Genomic DNA, 21,751 nt, shown 5'->3' with positions numbered 1-21,751 from the left:
GAAATGTACTAATAGAAAGTAAATTGAAGAAAAGTGGTTTTGCATCAATAAACAAAGGGGACGATATATGATGACAAGACAACCAACCTTTTTAGAATCAATTTCAACAATAGTAGTTATGGTTATTGTAGTAGTAACTGGATTTGTGTTTTTTGACATTCCAATTCAAGTGTTATTAATCATTGCTTCAGCTTATGCCGCATGGATTGCTAAACGTGTAGGATTGACATGGCAAGATTTGGAAAAAGGCATTGCAGAACGACTGAATACTGCAATGCCTGCCATTTTCATTATTTTAGCAGTCGGTATCATTGTAGGGAGTTGGATGTTTTCTGGAACAGTTCCTGCTTTAATTTATTATGGCTTAGATTTATTGAATCCAAGCTATTTTTTAATATCTGCATTTTTTATAAGTGCTATTACATCTGTAGCTACTGGTACAGCTTGGGGATCAGCATCTACTGCTGGAATAGCATTAATCTCAATAGGAAATCAACTAGGTATAACACCTGGAATGGCAGCAGGATCAATTATTGCTGGTGCGGTATTTGGTGATAAAATGTCACCATTATCTGACACGACCAATTTAGCAGCACTTGTTACAAAAGTTAATATCTTTAAACATATACATTCAATGATGTGGACGACAATTCCAGCATCCGTAATAGGAATAATTGTATGGTTTATTGTTGGTTTTCAATTTAATGGTCATTCAAATGATAAGCAAATTAAATCTTTGCTAACAGAACTCGCGCAAATATATCAAATAAATATTTGGGTATGGTTACCATTAATTGTAATAATTATTTGTTTAGTATTAAAAATTTCAACAGTGCCTGCTATGTTGATTTCAAGTTTGTCTGCAATTATAGTGGGCACATTTAATCATCATTTTAAAATGGTAGATGGATTCAAAGCGACATTTAGCGGATTTAATGAATCAATGATACATCAATCACACGTTTCATCAAGCGTGAAAAGCCTGTTAGAACAGGGCGGAATGATGAGTATGACGCAAATATTAGTAACGATATTTTGTGGATATGCATTTGCAGGTATTGTTGAAAAAGCGGGGTGTCTTGATGTTTTATTAGACACAGTTTCTAAAAGTATTCATTCTGTGGGCAGTCTAGTTTGTATGACGGTTATCTGTTGTTTAGGACTTGTATTTGCTGCAGGTGTTGCATCAATTGTAATTATTATGGTTGGTGTTTTAATGAAAGAATTATTTGAGAAATATCATGTGTCTCGAACGATTCTATCAAGAACACTTGAAGACTCAAGTACGATGGTATTACCACTTATTCCATGGGGAACTTCAGGAATATACTATGCAAGTCAACTACATGTCTCGGTTGGACAATTTTTCATTTGGTCGATTCCTTGTTATTTATGTGCAATCATCGCAATCATTTATGGTTTTACTGGTATTGGAATTAAAAAGTCATCGAATACACGTTTAACTTAATGTGATTGTGGAATATATATAATATGTTGAAACATTAATCTTATGTATAATTGTAGCGGTTATATTTTGAGAAGGTTTTAACTTGAAGAAATATCCTCTTTACATATTATTAATGTGTTTTGTAGCGGAATACGTTGATAAATGTAATGTAAGTTTATGGTCATTTTAAAATGACAAAGGTAATTGAGAATTTGAAGGCAAGTATAATTGTTAGTACTTTAACTGAAAATGTATCAATGTATAGCCAAGTTGGCATATCTTTTCGAGGTATGTCAATGGCTGTATGTTGTTTTATAGCTTTATGCTAATTAAACGGAATGACGTTAAGTTTTATATAACTTTTCATCATTCCTTTTTTTGTTTCTAAAATAATAAAGTGATAGATAAATGATTAATTTCAAATAAAAAAATCCAACAAGATGATTGAAATCTTGTTGGATTATAATAGGTTCATTACAAATTAGTGAATGAAGTTGTATGATGAAGCTTGGCTAGCTGAGATTGTACGTGAAGTTACAACACCTGGGCCATAGCCATAGTTCATTTCTGAAACTCTTACTGAACCATTGCTGTTTACACTTTCAACGTATGCAACGTGACCGTATGCACCTTGAGTTGTTTGCATGATTGCACCAGCTTTTGGTGTGTTGTTTACTGTGTAACCAGCTCTTGCAGCTGCATTAGCCCAGTTACTTGCATTGCCCCAAGTAGAACCGATTTTACCGCCTACACGATCAAATACGTAGTATGTACATTGACCAGTAGTGTATAAGTTACGTCCTGAAGTATAACCACTTGAGATTGAACGACCATTTGATGATGGAGCCATTGTAGTAGTTACTTGAACGTTGTTACTTGAAGTGCTGTAGCTAGCACCTAAACCACCAGTACGGTAGCTGTTTGTATTGTAACTATTGTAGTTATTATAGTTATATGATTGATAGCTGTTTGAATAGTTATTGTAACGATTGTAGTTATTGTTGCTATAACTATTGTAATTATTGTAGCTATAGTTATTGTAACCATTGTTGTAGTAATAGCTGTAGTAGCCATTATCTTGATTTAATTGACTTGGATGCCAGTTACCTTTCCATGTGTAATGGTAGTTACCTTGTGCATCAATAGTATAAGTATAGCTGTATGATGTTGGATCATTTGGATTATAACCATAGTTATCTTGCTCAGAAGCGTGAGCTTGATTTCCTGATGCAATTGCGATTGTAGCGAATCCTGCAGTTGCGATAGTAGCTGTAGCGATTTTCTTCATTGTAAAAATATCCTCCTAAAAATTTTAAAACTAAATATTTTCGTACTGTCCGTGTGACAAATTAATTTAAAAGTTATCTCTCGTTATTAAACGACAAGAAAGACTATAACAGAAAATAGCGTCCTTGTGTGCTTTGTTAACGTTTTGTAATTTTTTGCTAATATCTTGACACAATAGAATTGTAAAAGTATAAGAAATTGCATTTTGCAAAACTTATAACTACGGCATTCTTTATAAATACAGAATGTTGCGAAAATAAGCACGTTACATAAATGTAATATTACTGAAAATTCAAAATGTATATTTATTGCATAATGACGGACTTTTAATCAGAAAATGCATAAAAATATGACACGAACGATCAAGTTTTTAGTAATATCAAAAGCTTTGTGATTTTGATGAAAATGTATATATTATGGATAAAATATCCTATTTTAGCACAAAAAAATGTTTTAATAAAAATGTTATTTGATATAATTGATTTATGTTTTGTTACTGCTAATAACGTTTTGGCGATATAATTGTTAGTGAATATTAGATGTTGACAATTGATTTGATAAAGATAAAAAGGGGTAAATCAATATATTTGTATATGTGAGGATGTAAGATGACAGATAATTTTTCACTACATATTTTAAAGAATATGAAAGTGGGTAATGCAAAAGAAGCAAATTTAAAGATTGTATATTGGTTACAAGGCACAGGTGTAATTACTATTAATTTACAACGCTATGAAGTTAGAGCAAATGATGTCACCATTATAATGTTGAATGATTTATATCAGATTGAAAGTCATGAAGAAAGTGTTTGTTGCGTTGTTGAAATTAGTGCAAAGACATATTTAAGATTTATGAGTACGAATTGCAGAGTTAGAGGACAATTATTATCAAATGATATAGGAGGGACCTTTAGAATTTTGCTAAAGTACTTAATTCATAATCAAGTAGAACAGCAAGTAAACATAACGAATGATAAGCTTATTAGTTATATATGTGTGGAATTAATGTCTCTCAATACAAATGATGACAGACGTCATATAGTGGCTGAGGAAGTCCATGAGTATTTAACACACAATCATCATAAAAAGATTAATAGAAAAGATGTTATAAATCATGTAAATATTACAAGTAAAGCTTTAAGTGAAATGTTTAAAGTGACACCTTACAGTAATTTTGTTCAATATTTAAATCATATTAGACTAGAGCATTGTCTAATAGATATTTTAACTTCAATGAAACCGATAGAAGAAATAGCCAGTAATCATGGTTTTAATCACTACTCTCGTTTTATACACCTCTTTAAAGAAACATATGGTGACACTCCAAAATTAATTAGGAAAACATATAGACCAACATCTCATTCAATTAACCACTCCCAAATAGTTGATATTGATGAAAGCATAATCAAATTAATTGATGAATCTATAAATGATATGACTAAAGTAAAAGAGATACAGGTGCCTTGGGAACCAATCGATAATCCTAAAAATTATAAACCTAAAAACATCTATATTAAAGGAAATAGTTTTTACTGGATTGATTATTATATGATTGAACAAATGATTCTAAGGTTAAGGGTTAATCCTGAAAATTTGTATATCATCTTAACTATTGATGTTTCAAAAGATGAATTATCAACTGAACAAATCAAATTATTATTGCAAAAATTTATAAATTATAGTGTCAATGTCGTTTTTAAAATTAAACACGAATATGATGAGTTATTAACGAGTTCAGAAAGAGCTAGATTAGAAATACTTGTAGCAACTATTTTTAATATGACATTTGAAAGAAATAGATCAAAAATTGCATTTATAATTTATGATTTGAAAGTGAGAGCTATACAAAAGGTTAAAAAGTTAATTAGCAATTATATTCAAGAATTTGAGTTGATTTATATTCTTGATCAAAATGAAGTTGATACACAATATGATGTCGTAATTGATTTCTTAATAGATAGATTTGTTGTGACTCTAGGCCAATTCGAGCAAATATCGGTATCTAGTTCCAAGCTGATTTGTGATTTTGATTTTATTAATAGAAACACATATTCAAAAGAGATTATAACTTTATCGGATATAAGGTTGATGTCTCAACTTATGGAAAACTATTCAAATTACAATGGTCTTTGTATACAAATGTCTATGGTTTATGAAGTAATCAATGAGATTAGTTTGACAAAGTTATCCATGCTAATATTTATCATTAATATACTAAATCAATTACGAGGGGTGGTTATTTATCAAAATGACACGATGATTGTAACGAAATTTAAACATGAAATTCAGTGTGTCATTTGTTTCCCTGCCGCATTGTTAAATGAGAAATCAGGCTCCACACGTATAATTTGTAAGGGTCTTAAACAATTTAGCCATGCTGAAACTAAGCAAATTGTTTTGAGTATAGATAAAGATAAGCATACTTCCGAGAATGGTGTATTTGTGAATGATATTATGCAACAACACAAGTTTTGGAAAGCTAATTTTATAGAAAAAAATATTTATGATCATTCATTAATGGTCTCAAGCAATAGTATTGTTCATTTGAAATATCATCTTGAGATATAGGCATGGTTTAAGAGAGGTTTTAAAAATGTCTAAATTCAAAGTTAAACGTTTAACTGCACATATACTAATGTTAAAAGTCATTAATGACATGCTGAAGTATTCATTTCATCTTACATTAACTCAAGTGAAATTGCTTAATCTGTTAGTCAAATCTGATGACCTTAAAGCAAAAGTACCGTCAATTGATTGCTTGTTAAAATTGAATGAAATTGAATCTAAAATAGCTTTATTTCAAATGTTAAGTTATTTAAATAACCATCAATGGCTATCTAAACAAAGAGATCAACGAGATCAGCGTAAACTGAAAATTGCTTTAAATAAAAACCATATGAACAAAATAGAATATATGAATAATGAAGTAAATGATTATATTGAACGCTATTTTGCGCAATACACACTTCAAACTACTAGTGATTATGTTAACTATTTATTAAGATGCAAGGATTTGTTAGAGAGGTTAAAGTGTTATCTGAATATATGCCAGTTAACATTAGAAGAATTGTATGTCTTGGGGATATTATACTTACATCAAGGTCAATTAACAGTTAAAGAATTACAAGTAGAATTTCATCATCCCATTTTTAGCATCAGTCCAATTTTAAAAAATTTAATTATAAAACAATTGGTTCAAAAAGAACGTTGTGAATTAGATGAAAGGCGAGTCATAATAATAATTAAACGAGAACAGTTTTCTAAAGTCACTAAGCTTATTCATGCATGTTATAATTATCTCGAAAAGGGAATACAAGACAAGGAAAAATAGTGTTAAGTTTGTATTCTATTGGTCTGCGAGGCATAGTTTGCAGATTTAAATGGGAGGGATAATATGATTTTAGATAATGTGAATCCAAATGATTTATTTCCGACAGAGAAAAAGGGACCTTCAGTGCTAGGAATAATTGAATATCAAGTTCATGGAAATAATGAATTTGAAGGTGCATTTATTGCTACGAATGAACGTTTAATTATGAATGTAGATATGAACGGGCAATTTTATTATAGAAGCATTAGCTATAATGAAGTAGAAGCAATAGATTATGATGGACAGGCAATAACTTTTAAATTTAATATTGGTAAAGTACCTATGTATGATATTAAAAGTGACAATGTTGAATCATTTGTTGAATATGTAAAACAACATATGATAGTATAGTATCAATGTATGTAGGTTGATATGAAGAGTTCGAATCGTAACCCATCGCATTAAATGGCATGCGTTATGATTTAAAGCTCTTCTTTTTTTATATTTTAAATACTTAGTGAACAAGCTATCAATTAAATATGAAAAATATCAAATCAAACTCGTTGCTATTTAAGTGCATTTTAAAACTTTAAATATCAAATAAGATACAAAATATTCAGACTAATAATTTTGAATTTGACAAAATATCTTAAACGTCAAATTATTATAAGAAATAAATGTATAAATCCATATTCTAGTAATAAAAATATTGAATTTTTATACTTATTTGTTTAGAATAAACTTTATAACATAGTTGGATAGAGTTTCGATTTAATAAATACATGTGAACCTTGCTACAACAAGATGTGCATCAGAGGAGTGGTTTAATAATGAGTAAAATTAATGACATTAATGATTTAGTCAACGCAACATTTCAAGTTAAGAAGTTTTTCAGAGATACAAAGAAAAAATACAATTTGAACTATGAAGAGATTTATATTTTAAATCATATTTTAAAAAGTGAGTCTAACGAAATTTCTTCTAAAGAGATTGCTAAATGTTCAGAGTTCAAGCCTTACTATTTAACTAAAGCTTTGCAAAAGCTTAAAGATTTAAAATTATTATCTAAGAAAAGAAGTTTACACGACGAAAGAACAGTAATCGTTTTTGTTACAGATACACAAAAAGCAAATATTCAAAAATTGATTTCAGAATTAGAAGAATACATTAAAAATTAAATCAAGGTTAATTGCGTTTAATAGCATTGAACGATAATGATTTATTAAAACGAAAGTCATTTATTCAGCATTGGGACATAACATTAACTTAAAATTTAAATATTGAAGATGCTTTAATTAAAGTTAAAGACTAGCAATACCTTATTTCATCACGGTAAGAGTGGAAAAAGGTACACTAGTCTTTTTTATTTTAATATTTTCTTAGAAAATCAAGTTTGCGATCGTAAATATTTTCTGCTATATAGCCTTGAATTGCACCTAGTAATTTCTCAATGACTTGGGTACGGTGAGCTAAAATTCTAACTGCAAAACCGTGTGTAGGTAATTGAGATACTGCGATACGACATTCGAATGTAGAAGCTAAAGGTTGAATAGTTTCATACACTTTGTCAATTAACTTTTGGTTCACTTCACTATGAATAAAATATGCTGAGCCATAATGAGAATAGTGTTCCATATAACCTAAATCATTAATTGATTGTTTGTTTGGATCTAGTAAAAGATTGTCATATGTGACAAGTTCATGATCAACATATATTTCATTAATTAAGTGCATATAGCGGTATTTAAAAGGCTCACCATTTTTTGAATAACCTGGTGTTAAAATATCGGTATAAAATAATGAACTTGAACTATTAAGGTTGAAAGTATTGTGTTGGTAAAATTTAGCATTTTCATATGCGATAATTGGATCAGCTACATACTCTAAATATGCGTCATCTTTCAATGTAAATGTTTGATACTGTTCAACATGATCGGTAGGCGTTTTATATATTTTTGTAGCACCTTGCGACGTTAATGTCACTTTTGCATTATCTTCGACATTAATATTCATACGGTAGCGATCTCCATCTAAATAACCACCACCTACGTTAACGATATAAAATGTAGGAATAGGTGATTGATTTAGATAGACTGGACGTATCACTTTAAGTGCTTTTTCGAAGAAGATATCTCGTGATACGGATCTATTACCATCAAAAAACACTGTTATATCAAGCTGTCCAGTCCACTGTTGTTCGTCCATTATGATAAACCTTTAAGCAGTGTGTCGCGTTCAATCCATTCAATAACCGCATCCAAGCCTTCATCAGTTTTTAAGTTAGTGAAGGCAAATGGGCGATTACCACGGAACACTTTAGTATCTTTAGCCATTTGTTCAAGTGATGCACCAACATAAGGTGCTAAATCAGTTTTATTAATGACGAAGAAATCAGATTTAATCATACCTTGTCCACCTTTACGTGGAATCTTTTCACCTTGAGCTACGTCTATAATATAAATTGAAAAATCAACAAGCTCAGGACTGAATGTTGCTGCTAAGTTATCACCGCCAGATTCTATGAATATTAATTCAATGTCATCATGACGTTCCAATAGTTCATCAATTGCTGCGAAGTTCATAGAAGCATCTTCACGAATAGCTGTATGAGGACAACCACCTGTTTCAACACCAATAATACGATCCTCTGGCAAAACACCAGTGTTAACTAATATTTTTTCGTCTTCTTTAGTATAAATATCATTTGTAATAACACCGATACTCATTTCTTTTGAAAGACGTCTTACTACTTTTTCAATTAATTGTGTTTTACCTGCGCCAACAGGTCCACCAATGCCAATTTTAATCGGATTTGCCACAATTATAACCTCCTATGATATGAAAATTCTAACATTGACGTTTTCATGCGCCATTTGATTTAGTTCTAAACCAGGCGCTGTCATGCCGAAATCAGACTCTTTTAATTCGAAAATATGTTTTCTCGTAGCTTCAATATAAGGAATCATATGAGTAACCACTTGCTGGCCAGCAGTTTGTCCAAGTGGGATGGCACGAACAGCATTTTGAGTTAAACTTGAAACATTTTGATATAAGTAATAATCAATAATTGTTTCAATATCTACACCTAAGTGGTGTCCTAACATTGTAAAACATATTGCTGGGTTTAACTTTGCATGTTTCTCTTTCATTTGTTGGTGATACCAAGTTATCCATTCGCTATCATATAGTTCTAATGCTAGTTTAACCATACGCGTACCCATCTGTTTTGCACCAACACGCGTTTCTTTAGGTAAATTTTGAACAAATAATAGTTTGTCTATTTTTAATACTTTTTGCGCGTCATTATTTTCTAACGCATCATAAACTAATCGCATTGCTAAACCATCAGAATAGGTGAGTTGTTCTGTTAAAAACATTTTTAGCCATGCAATAAAAGTTTGATCATCATGAATCACATTTCTTTGAATATATGTTTCAAGACCAAATGAATGACTAAATGCACCTGTTGGAAACTGGGAATCACAGAACTGAAATAATCTTAAATGCTTATGATCAATCATGAGAATGTCCTATATGTCTAAAGGCTTTATTAACTTTACGATCCTCATGAACATATGGAATACCTAGATTTTTTAATAAATCTTCTACTAAATAATCGTATTGTACTAACATTTCAGTTTCTGTAAATTGCGCAGGTAAATGGCGATTTCCTAGTTGATGCGCAATATCACCCATTTCTTGTAGTGTTCGTGGTTGAATGACTAAAACATCTTCTGAATTTACATCAACAATAATCATATTATGATCATCAGCATATAAAATATCTCCGTATTGCAAGTCGATTGGTTGTTTTAAACGGATACCAATTTCATTGCCATGATCTGTAACGACTCTTTGAATACGTTTAACGAGATCTGAGTTTTCAAGATAGACTTTTTCAACATGCTTTTGCTTTTCTGAATCTGATAAATTGGCGATATTGCCTTGAATTTCTTCTATAATCATTTTATGTTCCTCCTAGAATAAGAAGTATCTTTGAGTTAATGGTAACTCTGTTGCTGCTTGACTTGTAATTTTTTCACCATCTACATATACTTCGTATGTTTGTGGATCAACATCTAAATTAGGGGTAGCACTGTTATTTTTCATGTCTGCTTTAGATAATTGTCTAATATTTTTAACAGGGCGCACCATGCGTTTTAAGTTTAATGCACGATTAATACCATTTTCATAAGCAGTTTTAGATACGAATGTCATAGATGTACTTGTAAGGTTGCCACCATATTGACCATACATTTTACGATATTTCTGTGGTTCAGATGTAGGGATAGAACCATTAGCATCACCATTAACAGCTGAATTAATTAAACCGCCTTTAACAACTAATTCAGGTTTAACGCCGAAGAAAATTGGATCCCATAAAACGATGTCAGCGAGTTTGCCTGGCTCAATAGAACCTACATATTCAGAAATACCATGTGTAATAGCTGGGTTAATTGTATATTTAGCAATATAACGTTTAATTCGATTATTATCATTATGTTCAAAGTCACCATCTAATGGGCCACGTTGTTCTTTCATACGGTGTGCTACTTGCCATGTTCTAGTAATAACTTCACCTACACGTCCCATTGCTTGTGAGTCGGAACTAATCATACTAAATACACCCATATCTTGAAGTACATCTTCTGCTGCGATTGTTTCTTTACGAATACGTGAGTCAGCAAATGCAATATCTTCAGGAATAGCAGCATTTAAATGGTGAGTAATCATAACCATATCTAAATGCTCATCTACTGTATTTTGCGTATATGGCAATGTTGGATTCGTAGATGAAGGTAATATATTTGAAAAAGCTGCTGATTTAATTAAATCTGGGGCATGTCCGCCGCCAGCACCTTCAGTATGGTACATGTGTAGTACACGATCTTTTACTGCTGCCATCGTATCTTCCATAAAGCCAGCTTCATTTAAAGTATCTGCATGTAAAGCAATTTGAACATCAAATTCATCAGCAACATCTAAAGCACGGCTTAAAGCTGATGGTGTTGCACCCCAGTCTTCATGTACTTTTAAACCAATTGCACCTGCATTGATTTGTTCGATAAGTGCAGTTGGGTTAGTTGCTTGTCCTTTACCAGTAAAACCAACATTGATAGGCAAACCTTCTGCAGCTTCTAACATTCTATGGATATGCCAAGGACCAGGCGTTACGGTTGTAGCTTTAGATCCTTCAGAAGCACCAGTTCCGCCACCAATATGCGTTGTAATACCGCTTTCAAGTGCTACTTCTGCTTGTTCAGGATTAATAAAATGAACGTGTGTATCTATACCACCAGCAGTTACGATTTTACCTTCTGCTGCAATAACATCTGTAGTAGAGCCAATAATAATGTCGACATTATCCATTATATCTGGGTTGCCGGCATTACCGATGGCAAAGATATAACCGTTTTTAATACCTATATCTGCTTTTACAACTTTATCGTAATCGATAATAACGGCATTAGAAATAACTAGGTCTGCTACATTAACATCATCACGTGTTACACGAGGATTTTGAGCCATACCGTCACGGATAGATTTACCACCACCGAAAGTAGCTTCTTCACCGTATACTGCGTAATCCTTTTCAATTTGAGCAAATAAGTTTGTATCGCCTAATCGAATGGAATCTCCTACAGTTGGACCATATAAACTCGTATATTGATTTTGAGTCATTTTAAAGCTCATGATCTTTTTCCTCCTTTTTTATTCACGTTTTCTTCACCTTCATCACCAAATACACCCGCATATTTATCGTTTTCCTCTGTTGGACGATAAACACGTGATTCATCGATAGGGCCGTTGACCATACCACGGAAACCATAAATATTACGTTTACCAGCATACTCAACTAGTTGAACTTCTTTTTTATCTCCAGGTTCAAAACGAACAGCTGCACCAGCAGGAATATCTAAATGTTTGCCGTATGCCATCTCACGTTCGAAATCTAACGCTGCATTTGCTTCGTAGAAATGAAAATGCGAACCAACTTGAATTGGACGATCTCCTGTGTTTTTTACTTCGATAATAGTTTCAGGATGGTGTTTATTAATCTCTATTTCTGTACTTTTAGTAATAATTTCTCCAGGTATCATTTGACTTCCTCCTTTAAACAATAGGGTGATGCACTGTAATTAACTTTGTACCATCGGGGAATGTAGCCTCGATTTCTATATCTGTAATCATGTGTTCTACACCATCCATGACGTCTTCTTTGTTTAAAATTTGTCTACCGTAACTCATTAACTCAGCAACAGTTTTGCCGTCTCTTGCGCCTTCTAATAATTCATCACTGATTAAGGCTAATGCTTCAGGATGATTAAGTTTTAAACCTCTTGCTTTACGACGACGTGCAACTTCTGCTGCAACAACAATCATTAATTTGTCTTGCTCTCGTTGTGTAAAATGCAAATTAAAACCCCCACTTTCATATAAGATAGAAATTACAAAATTCATCTTAATCCTAATTGTTGTGATAAACAAGTAATATACAACTATAAATGTGTAAAACGGAAATTATATTTTTGGCATACCCTTGTTAAAACTAAATAATTAAGTATGATTCAAATGGTGGAATATATTTATTTTAAAAAGAAAAGAGTTTTTAATATAACTTTTTGTAGAATGGTAGTATATTTAAAAGTAAACATTCAAGGAAAAGGTGGATATTTTGAAGATGATAGACGTTCTTTTAAAAAACATATCTCAGGTGGTGTTATTAAATAATAAGTGGACGGGCTTGTTTATTTTAATTGGTTTGTTTGTTGCTGATTGGACAGTTGGTTTAGCAGGAATAATTGGTAGTCTCATAGCTTATGTTTTTGCACGTTATATAAATTATAGTAAAGAAGAAATTAATGACGGTTTAGCAGGGTTTAACCCAGTATTAACTGCTGTTGCATTAACAATATTTTTGGATAAATCGACATTAGATGTTGTTATAACGTTTGTAGCGACTTTATTAACATTACCTGTAGCTGCTGCAGTTAGAGAATTTTTAAGACCATATAAAATACCGATGTTAACCATGCCGTTTGTCATTGTAACGTGGTTTACGATTTTGTTGTCAGGGCAAGTGAAATATGTCGAAACACCATTAAAGTTAATTCCGGAAAATATTGAAGATATCAAATTTAATCATAATAGCGATCAAATACATTTTGTTCAGTCATTGTTTGAAGGATTTAGTCAAGTATTCGTTGAAGCGAGTGTGCTTGGTGGCATATTCATTTTAATAGGAATTTTGATAGCTTCTAGAAAAGCGGCGCTATTAGCAATTGTAGCGAGTTTATTAAGTTTTATCATGGTGGCACTTTTAGGTGGAAATTATGATGATATAAACCAAGGTTTGTTTGGTTATAATTTTGTATTGATGGCTATCGCGTTGGGCTATACATTCAAAACAGTGATTAATCCATATATAGCGACGTTTTTAGGGACATTATTAACAGTTGTAGTGCAATTAGGGACGGCTACATTGCTTGAACCATTTGGTTTACCGGCATTAACTTTACCGTTTATTATTGGGACTTGGATAATGCTGTTTGCAGGAATTCGAAGAAGAAAAGAAGATGTTGCGTAGTTAAATTAATAGTAATATGTTTGAAAATGCATCATAAATCATGTACTTCGCTATATGGTTTATGATGCATTTATTTTTAAATTCAAAATGAAGTTTTAAGTCGTTTATTTAATTTTGAATTTTAAAGTTCACAGCACGTTCCTTTTTATTTTGAAAGTCGAGTGTTAAACTAGGAATAAATGATTAATATTACGTATCGTGTGGGGTGACGAAGATGAATGATATGGAAAATTCCTTTTTGATTACGAGTGAAATTCAAAAGAAATGGATTAAAAAATTTAAATCGATTGAAGATACATTCAAAGCAAGGGCTAACCATAATGACAATCATAGTGAGTTTCCTTATAGCAATATTGAATGGTTAATTAAAGAAGGATACGGGAAATTGACTTTGCCAAAAAAATATGGTGGTGAAGGAGCCACTGTGGAAGATATGGTTATACTGCAATCATTTTTAGGAGAACTGGATGGCGCTACAGCATTATCAATAGGTTGGCATGTCAGTGTGATAGGACAAATTTATGAGCAACAATTATGGTCTCAAGAAATGTTGAATCAGTTTGCAGATGAAATCAAAAAAGGAGCATTAGTAAATAGAGCAGTCAGTGAAGCGGAGATGGGTAGCCCGACTAGAGGTGGTAGACCAAGCACAAATGCTGTAAAAGTTGACGATGGTTATCTATTAAATGGTGTGAAAACTTATACATCGATGAGTAAAGTGCTAACGCACATTATTGTTGGTGCATATATAGAAGAATTAGGAACTGTTGGATTTTTCTTAGTAGATAGAGATACACCAGGTGTTGAAATTGCTGACAACTGGAATGTAATCGGTATGCGAGCAACAGAAAGTCATGACCTAATTTTAAATGATGTAAAAGTATCGTTAAATCATTTGGTTGAAACAGAACGAAGTAAAGCTCCTAATGGTTGGATTTTGCATATACCAAGTTGTTATTTAGGAATTGCTCAAGCTGCGAGAAATTATGCAGTAAATTTTGCTTTGCAACATAGTCCAAACAGTATTGAAGGTACAATTGCAACATTGCCAACTGTACAACAAAATTTAGGTAAGATGGAAACTTTATTGCTATCTGCTAGACAATTTTTATGGAGCACTGCAAAAGGCTATCAACAATTTAAAGATGATAGCCAAATTAGAAATGCAACAAGTGCGAGTAAAGTTATGGTAATGAATCAAGGTCTTGAAGTGGTTGATATTGCAATGCGAATTGTCGGGGCTAAAAGTTTAGAAATGGGCCGCCCTTTACAACGTTACTATCGTGATATGCGCGCTGGATTACACAATCCACCTATGGAAGATGCGGCGTATACTAATATTGCTAAAAGTATTACAAATACATTTTAATATTGAAAAGATGAATCAATTATTGAATGAACTTAGTATAAAGTTCAATATAAGGATTCATCTTTTTTTATAAAATTGAATCGTTTAAGTAGGAGATTTTGTAAAATTTTTTGCAAAATTTAAAAATTAAATATTGATAGCTATTGTAAATGAATATGTAATCTTGTATAATTTTGTAGTAATTGATAATCATTTTCAATAGCATTCAATAGGAGGAAATTATGAAAAAACTATTATTACCATTAATAATTGTGGTTTTAGTATTAGCAGCGTGTGGGAACCAAGGAGATAAAAATAACAAAGCTGAAACTAAATCTTACAAAATGGACGATGGCAAATCGGTAGATATACCAAAGAACCCTAAACGTATAGCGGTTGTAGCACCAACATATGCAGGTGGACTTAAGAAATTAGGTGCAAATATTGTAGCAGTAAATCAACAAGTTGATCAAAGCAAAGTATTGAAAGATAAGTTTAAAGGTGTTACAAAAATTGGCGATGGCGATGTAGAAAAAGTTGCTAAAGAAAAGCCAGATTTAATTATTGTGTATTCAACAGATAAAGATATTAAAAAATATCAAAAAGTAGCGCCTACTGTAGTTGTTGACTATAACAAGCACAAATACCTTGAACAACAAGAAATGTTAGGGAAAATTGTTGGTAAAGAAGACAAAGTAAAAGCTTGGAAGAAAGAATGGGAAGACACAACAGCTAAAGACGGTAAGGAAATTAAAAAAGCAATCGGACAAGATGCAACAGTATCATTGTTTGATGAATTCGATAAAAAACTTTACACATACGGCGACAACTGGGGTCGTGGTGGAGAAGTGTTATATCAAGCATTTGGTTTAAAAATGCAACCTGAACAACAAAAGCTAACAGCTAAAGCTGGTTGGGCTGAAGTGAAACAAGAAGAGATCGAAAAATATGCTGGTGATTATATTGTAAGTACTAGTGAAGGGAAACCAACACCTGGATACGAATCTACTAACATGTGGAAGAATTTGAAAGCAACTAAAGAAGGACACATTGTAAAAGTAGATGCAGGCACTTATTGGTATAATGACCCTTATACTTTAGATTTCATGAGAAAAGACTTGAAAGAAAAATTAATTAAAGCTTCTAAATAATGAAGCTTTATGATTAAGTGGAATGAGAGTTTAGCACAAATCAATTTTTGATATTGTGTTAGGCTCTTTTTTATTTAGGAATAATCCATCATCATCTTTAAAATACGATGGAGTTAGAACATAAAAATAATCAATCACAATGGTATAATTTGTTAAATAAGGAATGAAGATGCTTTAATTTGAATCGCAACATAAGGTTGGATTTTAACATGAGGGGGTATTTTAAATGACTAAGAAAGTCTATTTTAATCATGATGGTGGCGTAGATGATTTAATATCATTATTTTTATTATTACAAATGGAGAATATAGAATTAGTTGGTGTAAGCACAATTGGGGCAGATTGTTATTTAGAGCCATCTGTTAGCGCATCTATAAAAATTATTAATCGATTTTCAAATGAAAGCATAAAAGTTGCCCCATCATATGAAAGAGGGAAAAATCCATTTCCAAAAGAATGGCGAATGCATGCCTTTTTTATGGATGCATTACCGATTCTAAATGAGCCAGTTAATCAGACAACTTCAAAAATAAGTGACAAAGAAGCATATGAAGATATCATTCACGTTTTAAATGAGCAAACCGAAAACGTCATATTATTATTTACAGGACCACTTACAGACTTAGCTAAAGCATTACAAGAAGATGCTTCTATTAAAAAGCGTATTGAACGCTTAGTTTGGATGGGTGGAACATTTTTACCTAAAGGAAATGTTGAAGAACCTGAACATGACGGTACTGCAGAATGGAACGCATTTTGGGATCCCGAAGCGGTTAAAATTGTATTTGATAGTGATATAAAAATTGATATGGTTGCGTTAGAAAGTACAAATCAAGTACCGTTAACATTAGATGTTAGACAAAGATGGGCAAATGAGCGTCAATATCCAGGTGTAGATTTCTTAGGCGTAAGTTATGCAGCAGTACCACCATTGACACACTTCATTACGAATTCTACATACTTTTTATGGGATGTTTTAACGACTGCGTATATAGGAAAGTCTGATCTCGTTTATTCAGTTGAGAAAACAATAGATGTAATGAGTCATGGTCCAAGTCAAGGAAAGACATATGAATGTGCGAATGGTCGAAAAGTAAATGTTATTGATAGTGTTGATAACGAAGCATTTTTCGATTATATTACAACACTAGCTAAAAAAGTGGATTAACTTGTGTGTGCAATAATTATTATTTTAATGAGTATAGAACTATTCATTGTAAACTTTTTATTTTATAAAGTTTACAATGATGCTATAATTATTTCCATGAAATATGAAAGGAAGTAAATTATGACAACAAAACAATTAGTATATACAGCCTTAATGACGGCAATAATAGCCATTTTAGGGTTGGTTCCGGTAATACCTTTACCATTTTCAGCAGTACCAATTGTCTTGCAAAATATTGGAATTTTCTTGGCAGGTATAATTTTAGGACGTAAATACGGCACATTAAGTGTTATCGTCTTCTTATTACTAGTCGTTGCAGGTTTACCGTTACTATCGGGTGGTCGTGGTGGTATCGGCGTATTCGCAGGCCCATCTGCCGGATTTTTATTATTATATCCAGTTGTAGCATTTATGATTGGTGCGGTACGCGATAGATTCATCAATGAAATCAACTTTTGGGTATTATTTGCAGGCGTTTTTGCCTTTGGTGTCATCGGTTTAGATATTATTGGAACTTTGATTATGGGGATGATTATAAATATACCTTTTACTAAGGCAATATCAATTTCAATTGCATACTTGCCGGGGGATATTTTAAAAGCAATTATCGCTAGTTTGATTGGTGCAGCTCTTTTAAATCACTCAAAATTCCGTCAAATTATGGGATTGAAATAATTGCAATTAAGATTCACAAGTAGGTTGATTTTATTATAGTATGGAGTGAAAGGAGTGCGTGATAATGAACACGATAAATATGTCGAATATACACTGTGATGGTAGTATTCTGGAAAATAATGATGAGCAAACGATTTATTTAACGCCTTCTTCTCCATATCAATATACAAATAATACATGGATATACAAAAAGACGCCTACGCAAGATCAATGGTTACTAGATTTAAAACGGCAACATCAATTACATACTGAGCAAGGTTCAAATCATTATTCTTTTCATTTCCCAGAAAATGAATTATTAGATCCATCTTGGATGGCTATGTTTAAAAAGATGAACTTTCAATTAGGCATTATGGAATTATATGCGATAGAAAGTGATCAACTCGCTAAATTACCACGTAATAGTGAAATTAAAATTGTAATTGTTGATGAAACAAATATTGATGATTATTTAAAAGTCTCGTATCAATTTAGTTTACCTTTCGGAGCAGACTATGCAGATGCGCATGAAAAAATGGTGAAAGCACATTATCAAGATGATGACATAAAGAGAATGGTTGCTTATATAAGTGATGAACCTATTGGTGTTGTAGACGTTATTGAAAGTGATAATTATATTGAAATAGATGCATTTGGTGTTTTAGAATCATATAGAAATCAAGGGATTGGTTCAACGATACAATCTTTGATAGGTGAATATGCAATGTCTAGAAACCGTAAACCGATTATATTAGTAGCTGATGGTGAAGATACAGCTAAAGATATGTATGTGAAACAAGGATATACTTATCAATCGTTTTGCTATCAAATATTAAAAGAAGATATATAAGTAAAATAAGCTTGTAAGTAAATTGCTTAATAAGTAAACATATAGTAATGCGTAATAAACATTAATTTTTAAAAAGAGCAGGAAACGAATTTCAATTTATGAAATCGAGTTACTGCTCTTCTTTATGTTTATAGACAGGTGTAGATAGAATTTGTGCTGAATAGTAAAGTTCGATAATGAAATGTAAAGACTTGTAAATGGGTATTTCAATATTTGGTCTCAACTATATGTTTAAAAAACTAAAAGATTTATATAATTAAATTGATTTTAGGCAAAAGATTGTACATTAATATTATTAATTATAATAAGTTTACGTAAAATATTAGTGTGTTTTAAACAATTAACTTTTGAAAGTGATATTCTTTTTGTGTAAGTTGCTTTTATTACTTAATTCAGGAGGTAATTTCATTGAAAAAGACTTTTGTAACATCATTATCAGTTTTAATCTTAGCTTCTGGGGTGGTAGCTCCTATTTCAAATGCAAGTGAAAAAGTAAATCCGACAAGTGCAAACGAATTACAGAAGAATATTGACTATGATGAAATTGCAAGACAGGCTGCAAAAGAAAATGGTGCAAATGTAGAAGTTGAAAAAGAAGGCAAAGCGACACTTACATTAAAAGCTGCTAAAGCACTTTTGCAGAAAAATAAAGATAAAATTAATGGAGCGATCAAGTCTGCCATTAATAAGTTACCTCTTAGTAGTGAACAAAAGAAAAAATGGGCTGCAGCAATTACAATTGATGGTTTTTTGAAATACTTAAATAGTGTTACCAATTTCACAGGCAGTATTGAAGATGCTGCGCAAGACTGGCTAAAGAGTATTGGTGTTCCTGGATGGTTGGCACAAGTAATTGTTAAAACAATATCATTCTTCCTTGTTTAAAAAGTAATAAAATTTGATGAGGTTTTAACAATACAAAAGATAAAGAGCGGTATGGTGATTTCAAATGAAAAATCATCATACCGCTTTTACAGTTGTGTATATTAACTAAGGTAACTGCGCATAAACAGTTAACAAGTAGGAATTGAAAGATATGTTGAATTTTTATATGAAATTAAGCTTAATTTACTTATTTTTCAGATTCAACTATGCGCTCGGGATGGCTATAAATATTAAAACCACCATTTCGTATAAATCCAACAGCAGTAATATTTAAATCGTTTGCTAAAGTTACCGCAAGCGTTGTTGGTGCCGATTTGGATAAGATAACACCTACGCCGATTTTCGCAGCTTTAATTAAAATTTCAGATGAAATTCGACCACTAAAAATTAATACTTTATCTCGAACAGTAATATGTCGCTGAATACAAAACCCATAAAGTTTATCGAGGGCATTATGTCTACCAATATCTTGTCGATGTTCAAAAAAAGAAAGCCCATCACTAATAGCAGCATTATGTAGACCGCCTGTTTCTTGGAAAATATGGCTAGCACTTTGAAGACGAGTCATCATATTAATAATTTGTTGAGGGGTTAAAGTGATTTTAGACATCGAAGTTTTGGCAATAGCAGCATCATTTTGAAAGTAAAATTCGCGACTCTTCCCACAGCAAGATGCAATCATACGCTTCGTTGAATATTGAAAACGATCTCCTAAATCTTTAGTTAGTTCAACATGTGCAAACCCTTTACTGTCATCTATCATTATCGATTTTAACTCAGCTCTTTTTAAAATCGCGCCCTCGGATGCTAAAAAACCAATAACAAGTTCTTCAAGATTTGTTGGACTACAAATGACTGTGGCAAATTCTTCGCCGTTAACCATAATTGTAAGCGGGAATTCTGTCACATATTGATCCGTGGTTTCAAATAACTTTCCATCTTCATATCTGACAATTGGTTGATCTAAAGATACATCTTTGTTCATTATCTAACCCCTTTATATAGCTTGCTCTTCATTTTAAATCAATTTGCTTAATATTTTAACATATTTGCTTATGTCACAATTTTTTCGAAATCAAAATAATAGAAAACAATTATTGTGTTATGCAAAGAAATGACTTTATTTAATTGTTGTTCGTGCTGTAACAAAGAACTATAGAGATTTTTGGTAAGTATTTGTATGTTCGTTTAAAATAAATTCATCTTTTCAAAAAAATGAGTAGGTGTATAATGGGAGTGTAATTATCATTAAAAATGGGGGTATCACACGATGAAAATGAAACATATTGTAGCTATTATCATGACATTATGTCTAGTATTAGCAGGATGTTCAAATTCAAATGAAAGTAAAGATAGTAAGAAAGAGTCTGCGGATAATGGCAAAAAGCAAGAAATTCAAATTGCGGCAGCTGCGAGTTTAACTGATGTAACAAAAAAATTGGAATCAGAGTTTAAGAAAGAACATAAAAATGCTGATATTAAATTTAACTATGGTGGATCAGGGGCATTAAGAAAGCAAATCGAATCAGGGGCACCAGTTGACGTCTTCATGTCTGCAAATACAAAAGATGTTGATGCATTAAAAGATAAAAATAAAGCGCATGATACATATAAATATGCGAAAAACACATTAGTGTTAATCGGAGATAAAGATTCGAACTATAAATCTGTTAAAGATTTAAAAGGTAATGACAAACTAGCTTTAGGTGAAGTGAAAACTGTACCAGCTGGTAAATACGCTAAACAATATTTAGATAATAATAATTTATTTAAAGACGTTGAAAACAAAATTGTATATGCGAAAGATGTAAAACAAGTATTAAACTACGTAGAAAAAGGTAATGCGAAACAAGGTTTTGTATATAAAACGGATTTATATAAACAAAACAAAAAAATTGATACTGTAAAAGAGATTCAAGATATTCAATTGAAGAAACCAATTACGTATGAAGCAGGTGCGACATCAGATAATAAATTAGCAAAAGAATGGATGGAATTCTTAAAATCTGATAAAGCTAAAGAAATTCTTAAAGAATATCACTTTGCTGCGTAAGGAGTTGTAAT

The 21,751-nt window shown here is 31.8% G+C and carries 22 protein-coding genes; 13 read left to right on the top strand and 9 right to left on the bottom strand.

Annotated features, from left to right (window positions below; genetic code table 11):
* Positions 1-67: 67 nt before the first annotated feature.
* On the top strand, positions 68-1,468 hold the full coding sequence (nhaC, locus tag SAMSHR1132_RS11310) for a Na+/H+ antiporter NhaC (protein ID WP_000989028.1): 1,401 nt from the start codon (positions 68-70) through the stop codon (positions 1,466-1,468).
* Positions 1,469-1,928: 460 nt separating this feature from the next.
* Here nhaC and SAMSHR1132_RS11305 read toward each other — a convergent pair whose 3' ends face one another.
* Positions 1,929-2,735 carry a CHAP domain-containing protein gene (locus SAMSHR1132_RS11305; protein ID WP_000717374.1) on the bottom strand — a complete coding sequence of 269 codons (807 nt, stop codon included), beginning with the start codon at positions 2,733-2,735 and terminating at the stop codon, positions 1,929-1,931.
* 607 nt (positions 2,736-3,342) lie between these two features.
* Here SAMSHR1132_RS11305 and SAMSHR1132_RS11300 point away from each other — a divergent pair.
* The 4 genes from SAMSHR1132_RS11300 to sarR all read left to right on the top strand — a co-directional run bounded on the left by SAMSHR1132_RS11300 (position 3,343) and on the right by sarR (position 7,221).
* A complete protein-coding gene (locus SAMSHR1132_RS11300) occupies positions 3,343-5,301 on the top strand; it encodes a helix-turn-helix transcriptional regulator (RefSeq protein ID WP_000131478.1) in 1,959 nt (652 codons plus the stop codon).
* Positions 5,302-5,326: 25 nt separating this feature from the next.
* Positions 5,327-6,064, top strand: a complete 738-nt coding sequence (locus tag SAMSHR1132_RS11295) for a transcriptional regulator, SarA/Rot family (RefSeq protein WP_000032839.1) — start codon at positions 5,327-5,329, stop codon at positions 6,062-6,064.
* Positions 6,065-6,127: 63 nt separating this feature from the next.
* Positions 6,128-6,454 (top strand): PH domain-containing protein, encoded by a 327-nt coding sequence (locus tag SAMSHR1132_RS11290; protein ID WP_000599585.1) that lies wholly within the window; start codon positions 6,128-6,130, stop codon positions 6,452-6,454.
* 419 nt (positions 6,455-6,873) lie between these two features.
* Positions 6,874-7,221, top strand: coding sequence for an HTH-type transcriptional regulator SarR (gene sarR / locus SAMSHR1132_RS11280; RefSeq protein ID WP_000036077.1), 348 nt, complete (start codon positions 6,874-6,876; stop codon positions 7,219-7,221).
* Between the two features lie 190 nt (positions 7,222-7,411).
* Here sarR and SAMSHR1132_RS11275 read toward each other — a convergent pair whose 3' ends face one another.
* Genes SAMSHR1132_RS11275 through SAMSHR1132_RS11245 form a run of 7 tightly spaced genes read right to left on the bottom strand, consistent with a single transcriptional unit; the run spans position 7,412 to position 12,460 of the window.
* Positions 7,412-8,248: an urease accessory protein UreD gene (locus tag SAMSHR1132_RS11275; protein ID WP_000344341.1), complete on the bottom strand. Its 837-nt coding sequence runs from the start codon at positions 8,246-8,248 to the stop codon at positions 7,412-7,414.
* Complete coding sequence (ureG, locus tag SAMSHR1132_RS11270) at positions 8,248-8,862, bottom strand: urease accessory protein UreG (protein WP_000002978.1); 615 nt, start codon at positions 8,860-8,862, stop codon at positions 8,248-8,250. Before ureG ends, SAMSHR1132_RS11275 begins: the two co-directional genes overlap by 1 nt.
* A gap of 12 nt (positions 8,863-8,874) precedes the next feature.
* Positions 8,875-9,564 carry an urease accessory protein UreF gene (locus SAMSHR1132_RS11265; protein WP_000565242.1) on the bottom strand — a complete coding sequence of 230 codons (690 nt, stop codon included), beginning with the start codon at positions 9,562-9,564 and terminating at the stop codon, positions 8,875-8,877.
* Positions 9,557-10,009, bottom strand: coding sequence for an urease accessory protein UreE (ureE, locus tag SAMSHR1132_RS11260; protein WP_000582695.1), 453 nt, complete (start codon positions 10,007-10,009; stop codon positions 9,557-9,559). The genes SAMSHR1132_RS11265 and ureE overlap by 8 nt, the downstream gene beginning before the upstream one ends.
* Before the next feature lie 12 nt (positions 10,010-10,021).
* On the bottom strand, positions 10,022-11,737 hold the full coding sequence (gene ureC, locus SAMSHR1132_RS11255; protein ID WP_000008682.1) for an urease subunit alpha: 1,716 nt from the start codon (positions 11,735-11,737) through the stop codon (positions 10,022-10,024).
* Positions 11,734-12,144 (bottom strand): urease subunit beta, encoded by a 411-nt coding sequence (locus SAMSHR1132_RS11250; RefSeq protein ID WP_000612120.1) that lies wholly within the window; start codon positions 12,142-12,144, stop codon positions 11,734-11,736. The genes ureC and SAMSHR1132_RS11250 overlap by 4 nt, the downstream gene beginning before the upstream one ends.
* A 13-nt stretch (positions 12,145-12,157) precedes the next feature.
* A complete protein-coding gene (locus SAMSHR1132_RS11245; RefSeq protein ID WP_000545928.1) occupies positions 12,158-12,460 on the bottom strand; it encodes an urease subunit gamma in 303 nt (100 codons plus the stop codon).
* Positions 12,461-12,758: 298 nt separating this feature from the next.
* Here SAMSHR1132_RS11245 and yut point away from each other — a divergent pair, with 298 nt between their 5' ends.
* The 7 genes from yut to SAMSHR1132_RS13595 all read left to right on the top strand — a co-directional run bounded on the left by yut (position 12,759) and on the right by SAMSHR1132_RS13595 (position 19,687).
* Entirely contained in the window at positions 12,759-13,631 is an 873-nt protein-coding gene (gene yut, locus SAMSHR1132_RS11240) for an urea transporter (protein ID WP_231845225.1), read from the top strand.
* A 214-nt stretch (positions 13,632-13,845) separates the two neighbouring features.
* On the top strand, positions 13,846-15,000 hold the full coding sequence (locus SAMSHR1132_RS11235) for an acyl-CoA dehydrogenase family protein (protein ID WP_000999217.1): 1,155 nt from the start codon (positions 13,846-13,848) through the stop codon (positions 14,998-15,000).
* Positions 15,001-15,221: 221 nt separating this feature from the next.
* Positions 15,222-16,130 (top strand): ABC transporter substrate-binding protein, encoded by a 909-nt coding sequence (locus tag SAMSHR1132_RS11230; RefSeq protein ID WP_000735045.1) that lies wholly within the window; start codon positions 15,222-15,224, stop codon positions 16,128-16,130.
* Positions 16,131-16,356: 226 nt separating this feature from the next.
* Positions 16,357-17,298 (top strand): nucleoside hydrolase, encoded by a 942-nt coding sequence (locus tag SAMSHR1132_RS11225; RefSeq protein WP_000163400.1) that lies wholly within the window; start codon positions 16,357-16,359, stop codon positions 17,296-17,298.
* 120 nt (positions 17,299-17,418) lie between these two features.
* Complete coding sequence (locus tag SAMSHR1132_RS11220; RefSeq protein WP_000208732.1) at positions 17,419-17,973, top strand: biotin transporter BioY; 555 nt, start codon at positions 17,419-17,421, stop codon at positions 17,971-17,973.
* Positions 17,974-18,037: 64 nt separating this feature from the next.
* Positions 18,038-18,802 carry a GNAT family N-acetyltransferase gene (locus SAMSHR1132_RS11215; protein WP_001092368.1) on the top strand — a complete coding sequence of 255 codons (765 nt, stop codon included), beginning with the start codon at positions 18,038-18,040 and terminating at the stop codon, positions 18,800-18,802.
* Between the two features lie 408 nt (positions 18,803-19,210).
* Entirely contained in the window at positions 19,211-19,687 is a 477-nt protein-coding gene (locus tag SAMSHR1132_RS13595; RefSeq protein WP_000750714.1) for a hypothetical protein, read from the top strand.
* Positions 19,688-19,874: 187 nt separating this feature from the next.
* On the opposite strand, the gene fdhD is transcribed toward SAMSHR1132_RS13595, so the two are convergent.
* A complete protein-coding gene (gene fdhD / locus SAMSHR1132_RS11205) occupies positions 19,875-20,672 on the bottom strand; it encodes a formate dehydrogenase accessory sulfurtransferase FdhD (protein ID WP_001030815.1) in 798 nt (265 codons plus the stop codon).
* 285 nt (positions 20,673-20,957) lie between these two features.
* On the opposite strand from fdhD, the gene modA reads away from it, so the two are divergent.
* Positions 20,958-21,740 (top strand): molybdate ABC transporter substrate-binding protein, encoded by a 783-nt coding sequence (gene modA / locus SAMSHR1132_RS11200; protein WP_000782335.1) that lies wholly within the window; start codon positions 20,958-20,960, stop codon positions 21,738-21,740.
* Positions 21,741-21,751: the final 11 nt, after the last annotated feature.

Origin of the sequence: Staphylococcus argenteus (assembly GCF_000236925.1) — a bacterium.
GTDB classification, from domain to species: Bacteria; Bacillota; Bacilli; order Staphylococcales; family Staphylococcaceae; genus Staphylococcus; species Staphylococcus argenteus.
Note: the sequence above shows the minus strand (reverse complement) of the source record. Positions and strands in the feature narration are given on the sequence as shown.

What these genes read in the sequence shown, in the direction of transcription:
- nhaC (WP_000989028.1), top strand. Translation starts at nt 68, where the DNA reads ATGATGACAAGACAACCAACCTTTTTAGAATCAATTTCAACAATAGTA.
- SAMSHR1132_RS11305 (WP_000717374.1), bottom strand. Translation starts at nt 2,735, where the DNA reads ATGAAGAAAATCGCTACAGCTACTATCGCAACTGCAGGATTCGCTACA.
- SAMSHR1132_RS11300 (WP_000131478.1), top strand. Translation starts at nt 3,343, where the DNA reads ATGACAGATAATTTTTCACTACATATTTTAAAGAATATGAAAGTGGGT.
- SAMSHR1132_RS11295 (WP_000032839.1), top strand. Translation starts at nt 5,327, where the DNA reads ATGTCTAAATTCAAAGTTAAACGTTTAACTGCACATATACTAATGTTA.
- SAMSHR1132_RS11290 (WP_000599585.1), top strand. Translation starts at nt 6,128, where the DNA reads ATGATTTTAGATAATGTGAATCCAAATGATTTATTTCCGACAGAGAAA.
- sarR (WP_000036077.1), top strand. Translation starts at nt 6,874, where the DNA reads ATGAGTAAAATTAATGACATTAATGATTTAGTCAACGCAACATTTCAA.
- SAMSHR1132_RS11275 (WP_000344341.1), bottom strand. Translation starts at nt 8,248, where the DNA reads ATGGACGAACAACAGTGGACTGGACAGCTTGATATAACAGTGTTTTTT.
- SAMSHR1132_RS11265 (WP_000565242.1), bottom strand. Translation starts at nt 9,564, where the DNA reads ATGATTGATCATAAGCATTTAAGATTATTTCAGTTCTGTGATTCCCAG.
- ureE (WP_000582695.1), bottom strand. Translation starts at nt 10,009, where the DNA reads ATGATTATAGAAGAAATTCAAGGCAATATCGCCAATTTATCAGATTCA.
- ureC (WP_000008682.1), bottom strand. Translation starts at nt 11,737, where the DNA reads ATGAGCTTTAAAATGACTCAAAATCAATATACGAGTTTATATGGTCCA.
- SAMSHR1132_RS11250 (WP_000612120.1), bottom strand. Translation starts at nt 12,144, where the DNA reads ATGATACCTGGAGAAATTATTACTAAAAGTACAGAAATAGAGATTAAT.
- SAMSHR1132_RS11235 (WP_000999217.1), top strand. Translation starts at nt 13,846, where the DNA reads ATGAATGATATGGAAAATTCCTTTTTGATTACGAGTGAAATTCAAAAG.
- SAMSHR1132_RS11230 (WP_000735045.1), top strand. Translation starts at nt 15,222, where the DNA reads ATGAAAAAACTATTATTACCATTAATAATTGTGGTTTTAGTATTAGCA.
- SAMSHR1132_RS11225 (WP_000163400.1), top strand. Translation starts at nt 16,357, where the DNA reads ATGACTAAGAAAGTCTATTTTAATCATGATGGTGGCGTAGATGATTTA.
- SAMSHR1132_RS11220 (WP_000208732.1), top strand. Translation starts at nt 17,419, where the DNA reads ATGACAACAAAACAATTAGTATATACAGCCTTAATGACGGCAATAATA.
- SAMSHR1132_RS11215 (WP_001092368.1), top strand. Translation starts at nt 18,038, where the DNA reads ATGAACACGATAAATATGTCGAATATACACTGTGATGGTAGTATTCTG.
- fdhD (WP_001030815.1), bottom strand. Translation starts at nt 20,672, where the DNA reads ATGAACAAAGATGTATCTTTAGATCAACCAATTGTCAGATATGAAGAT.
- modA (WP_000782335.1), top strand. Translation starts at nt 20,958, where the DNA reads ATGAAAATGAAACATATTGTAGCTATTATCATGACATTATGTCTAGTA.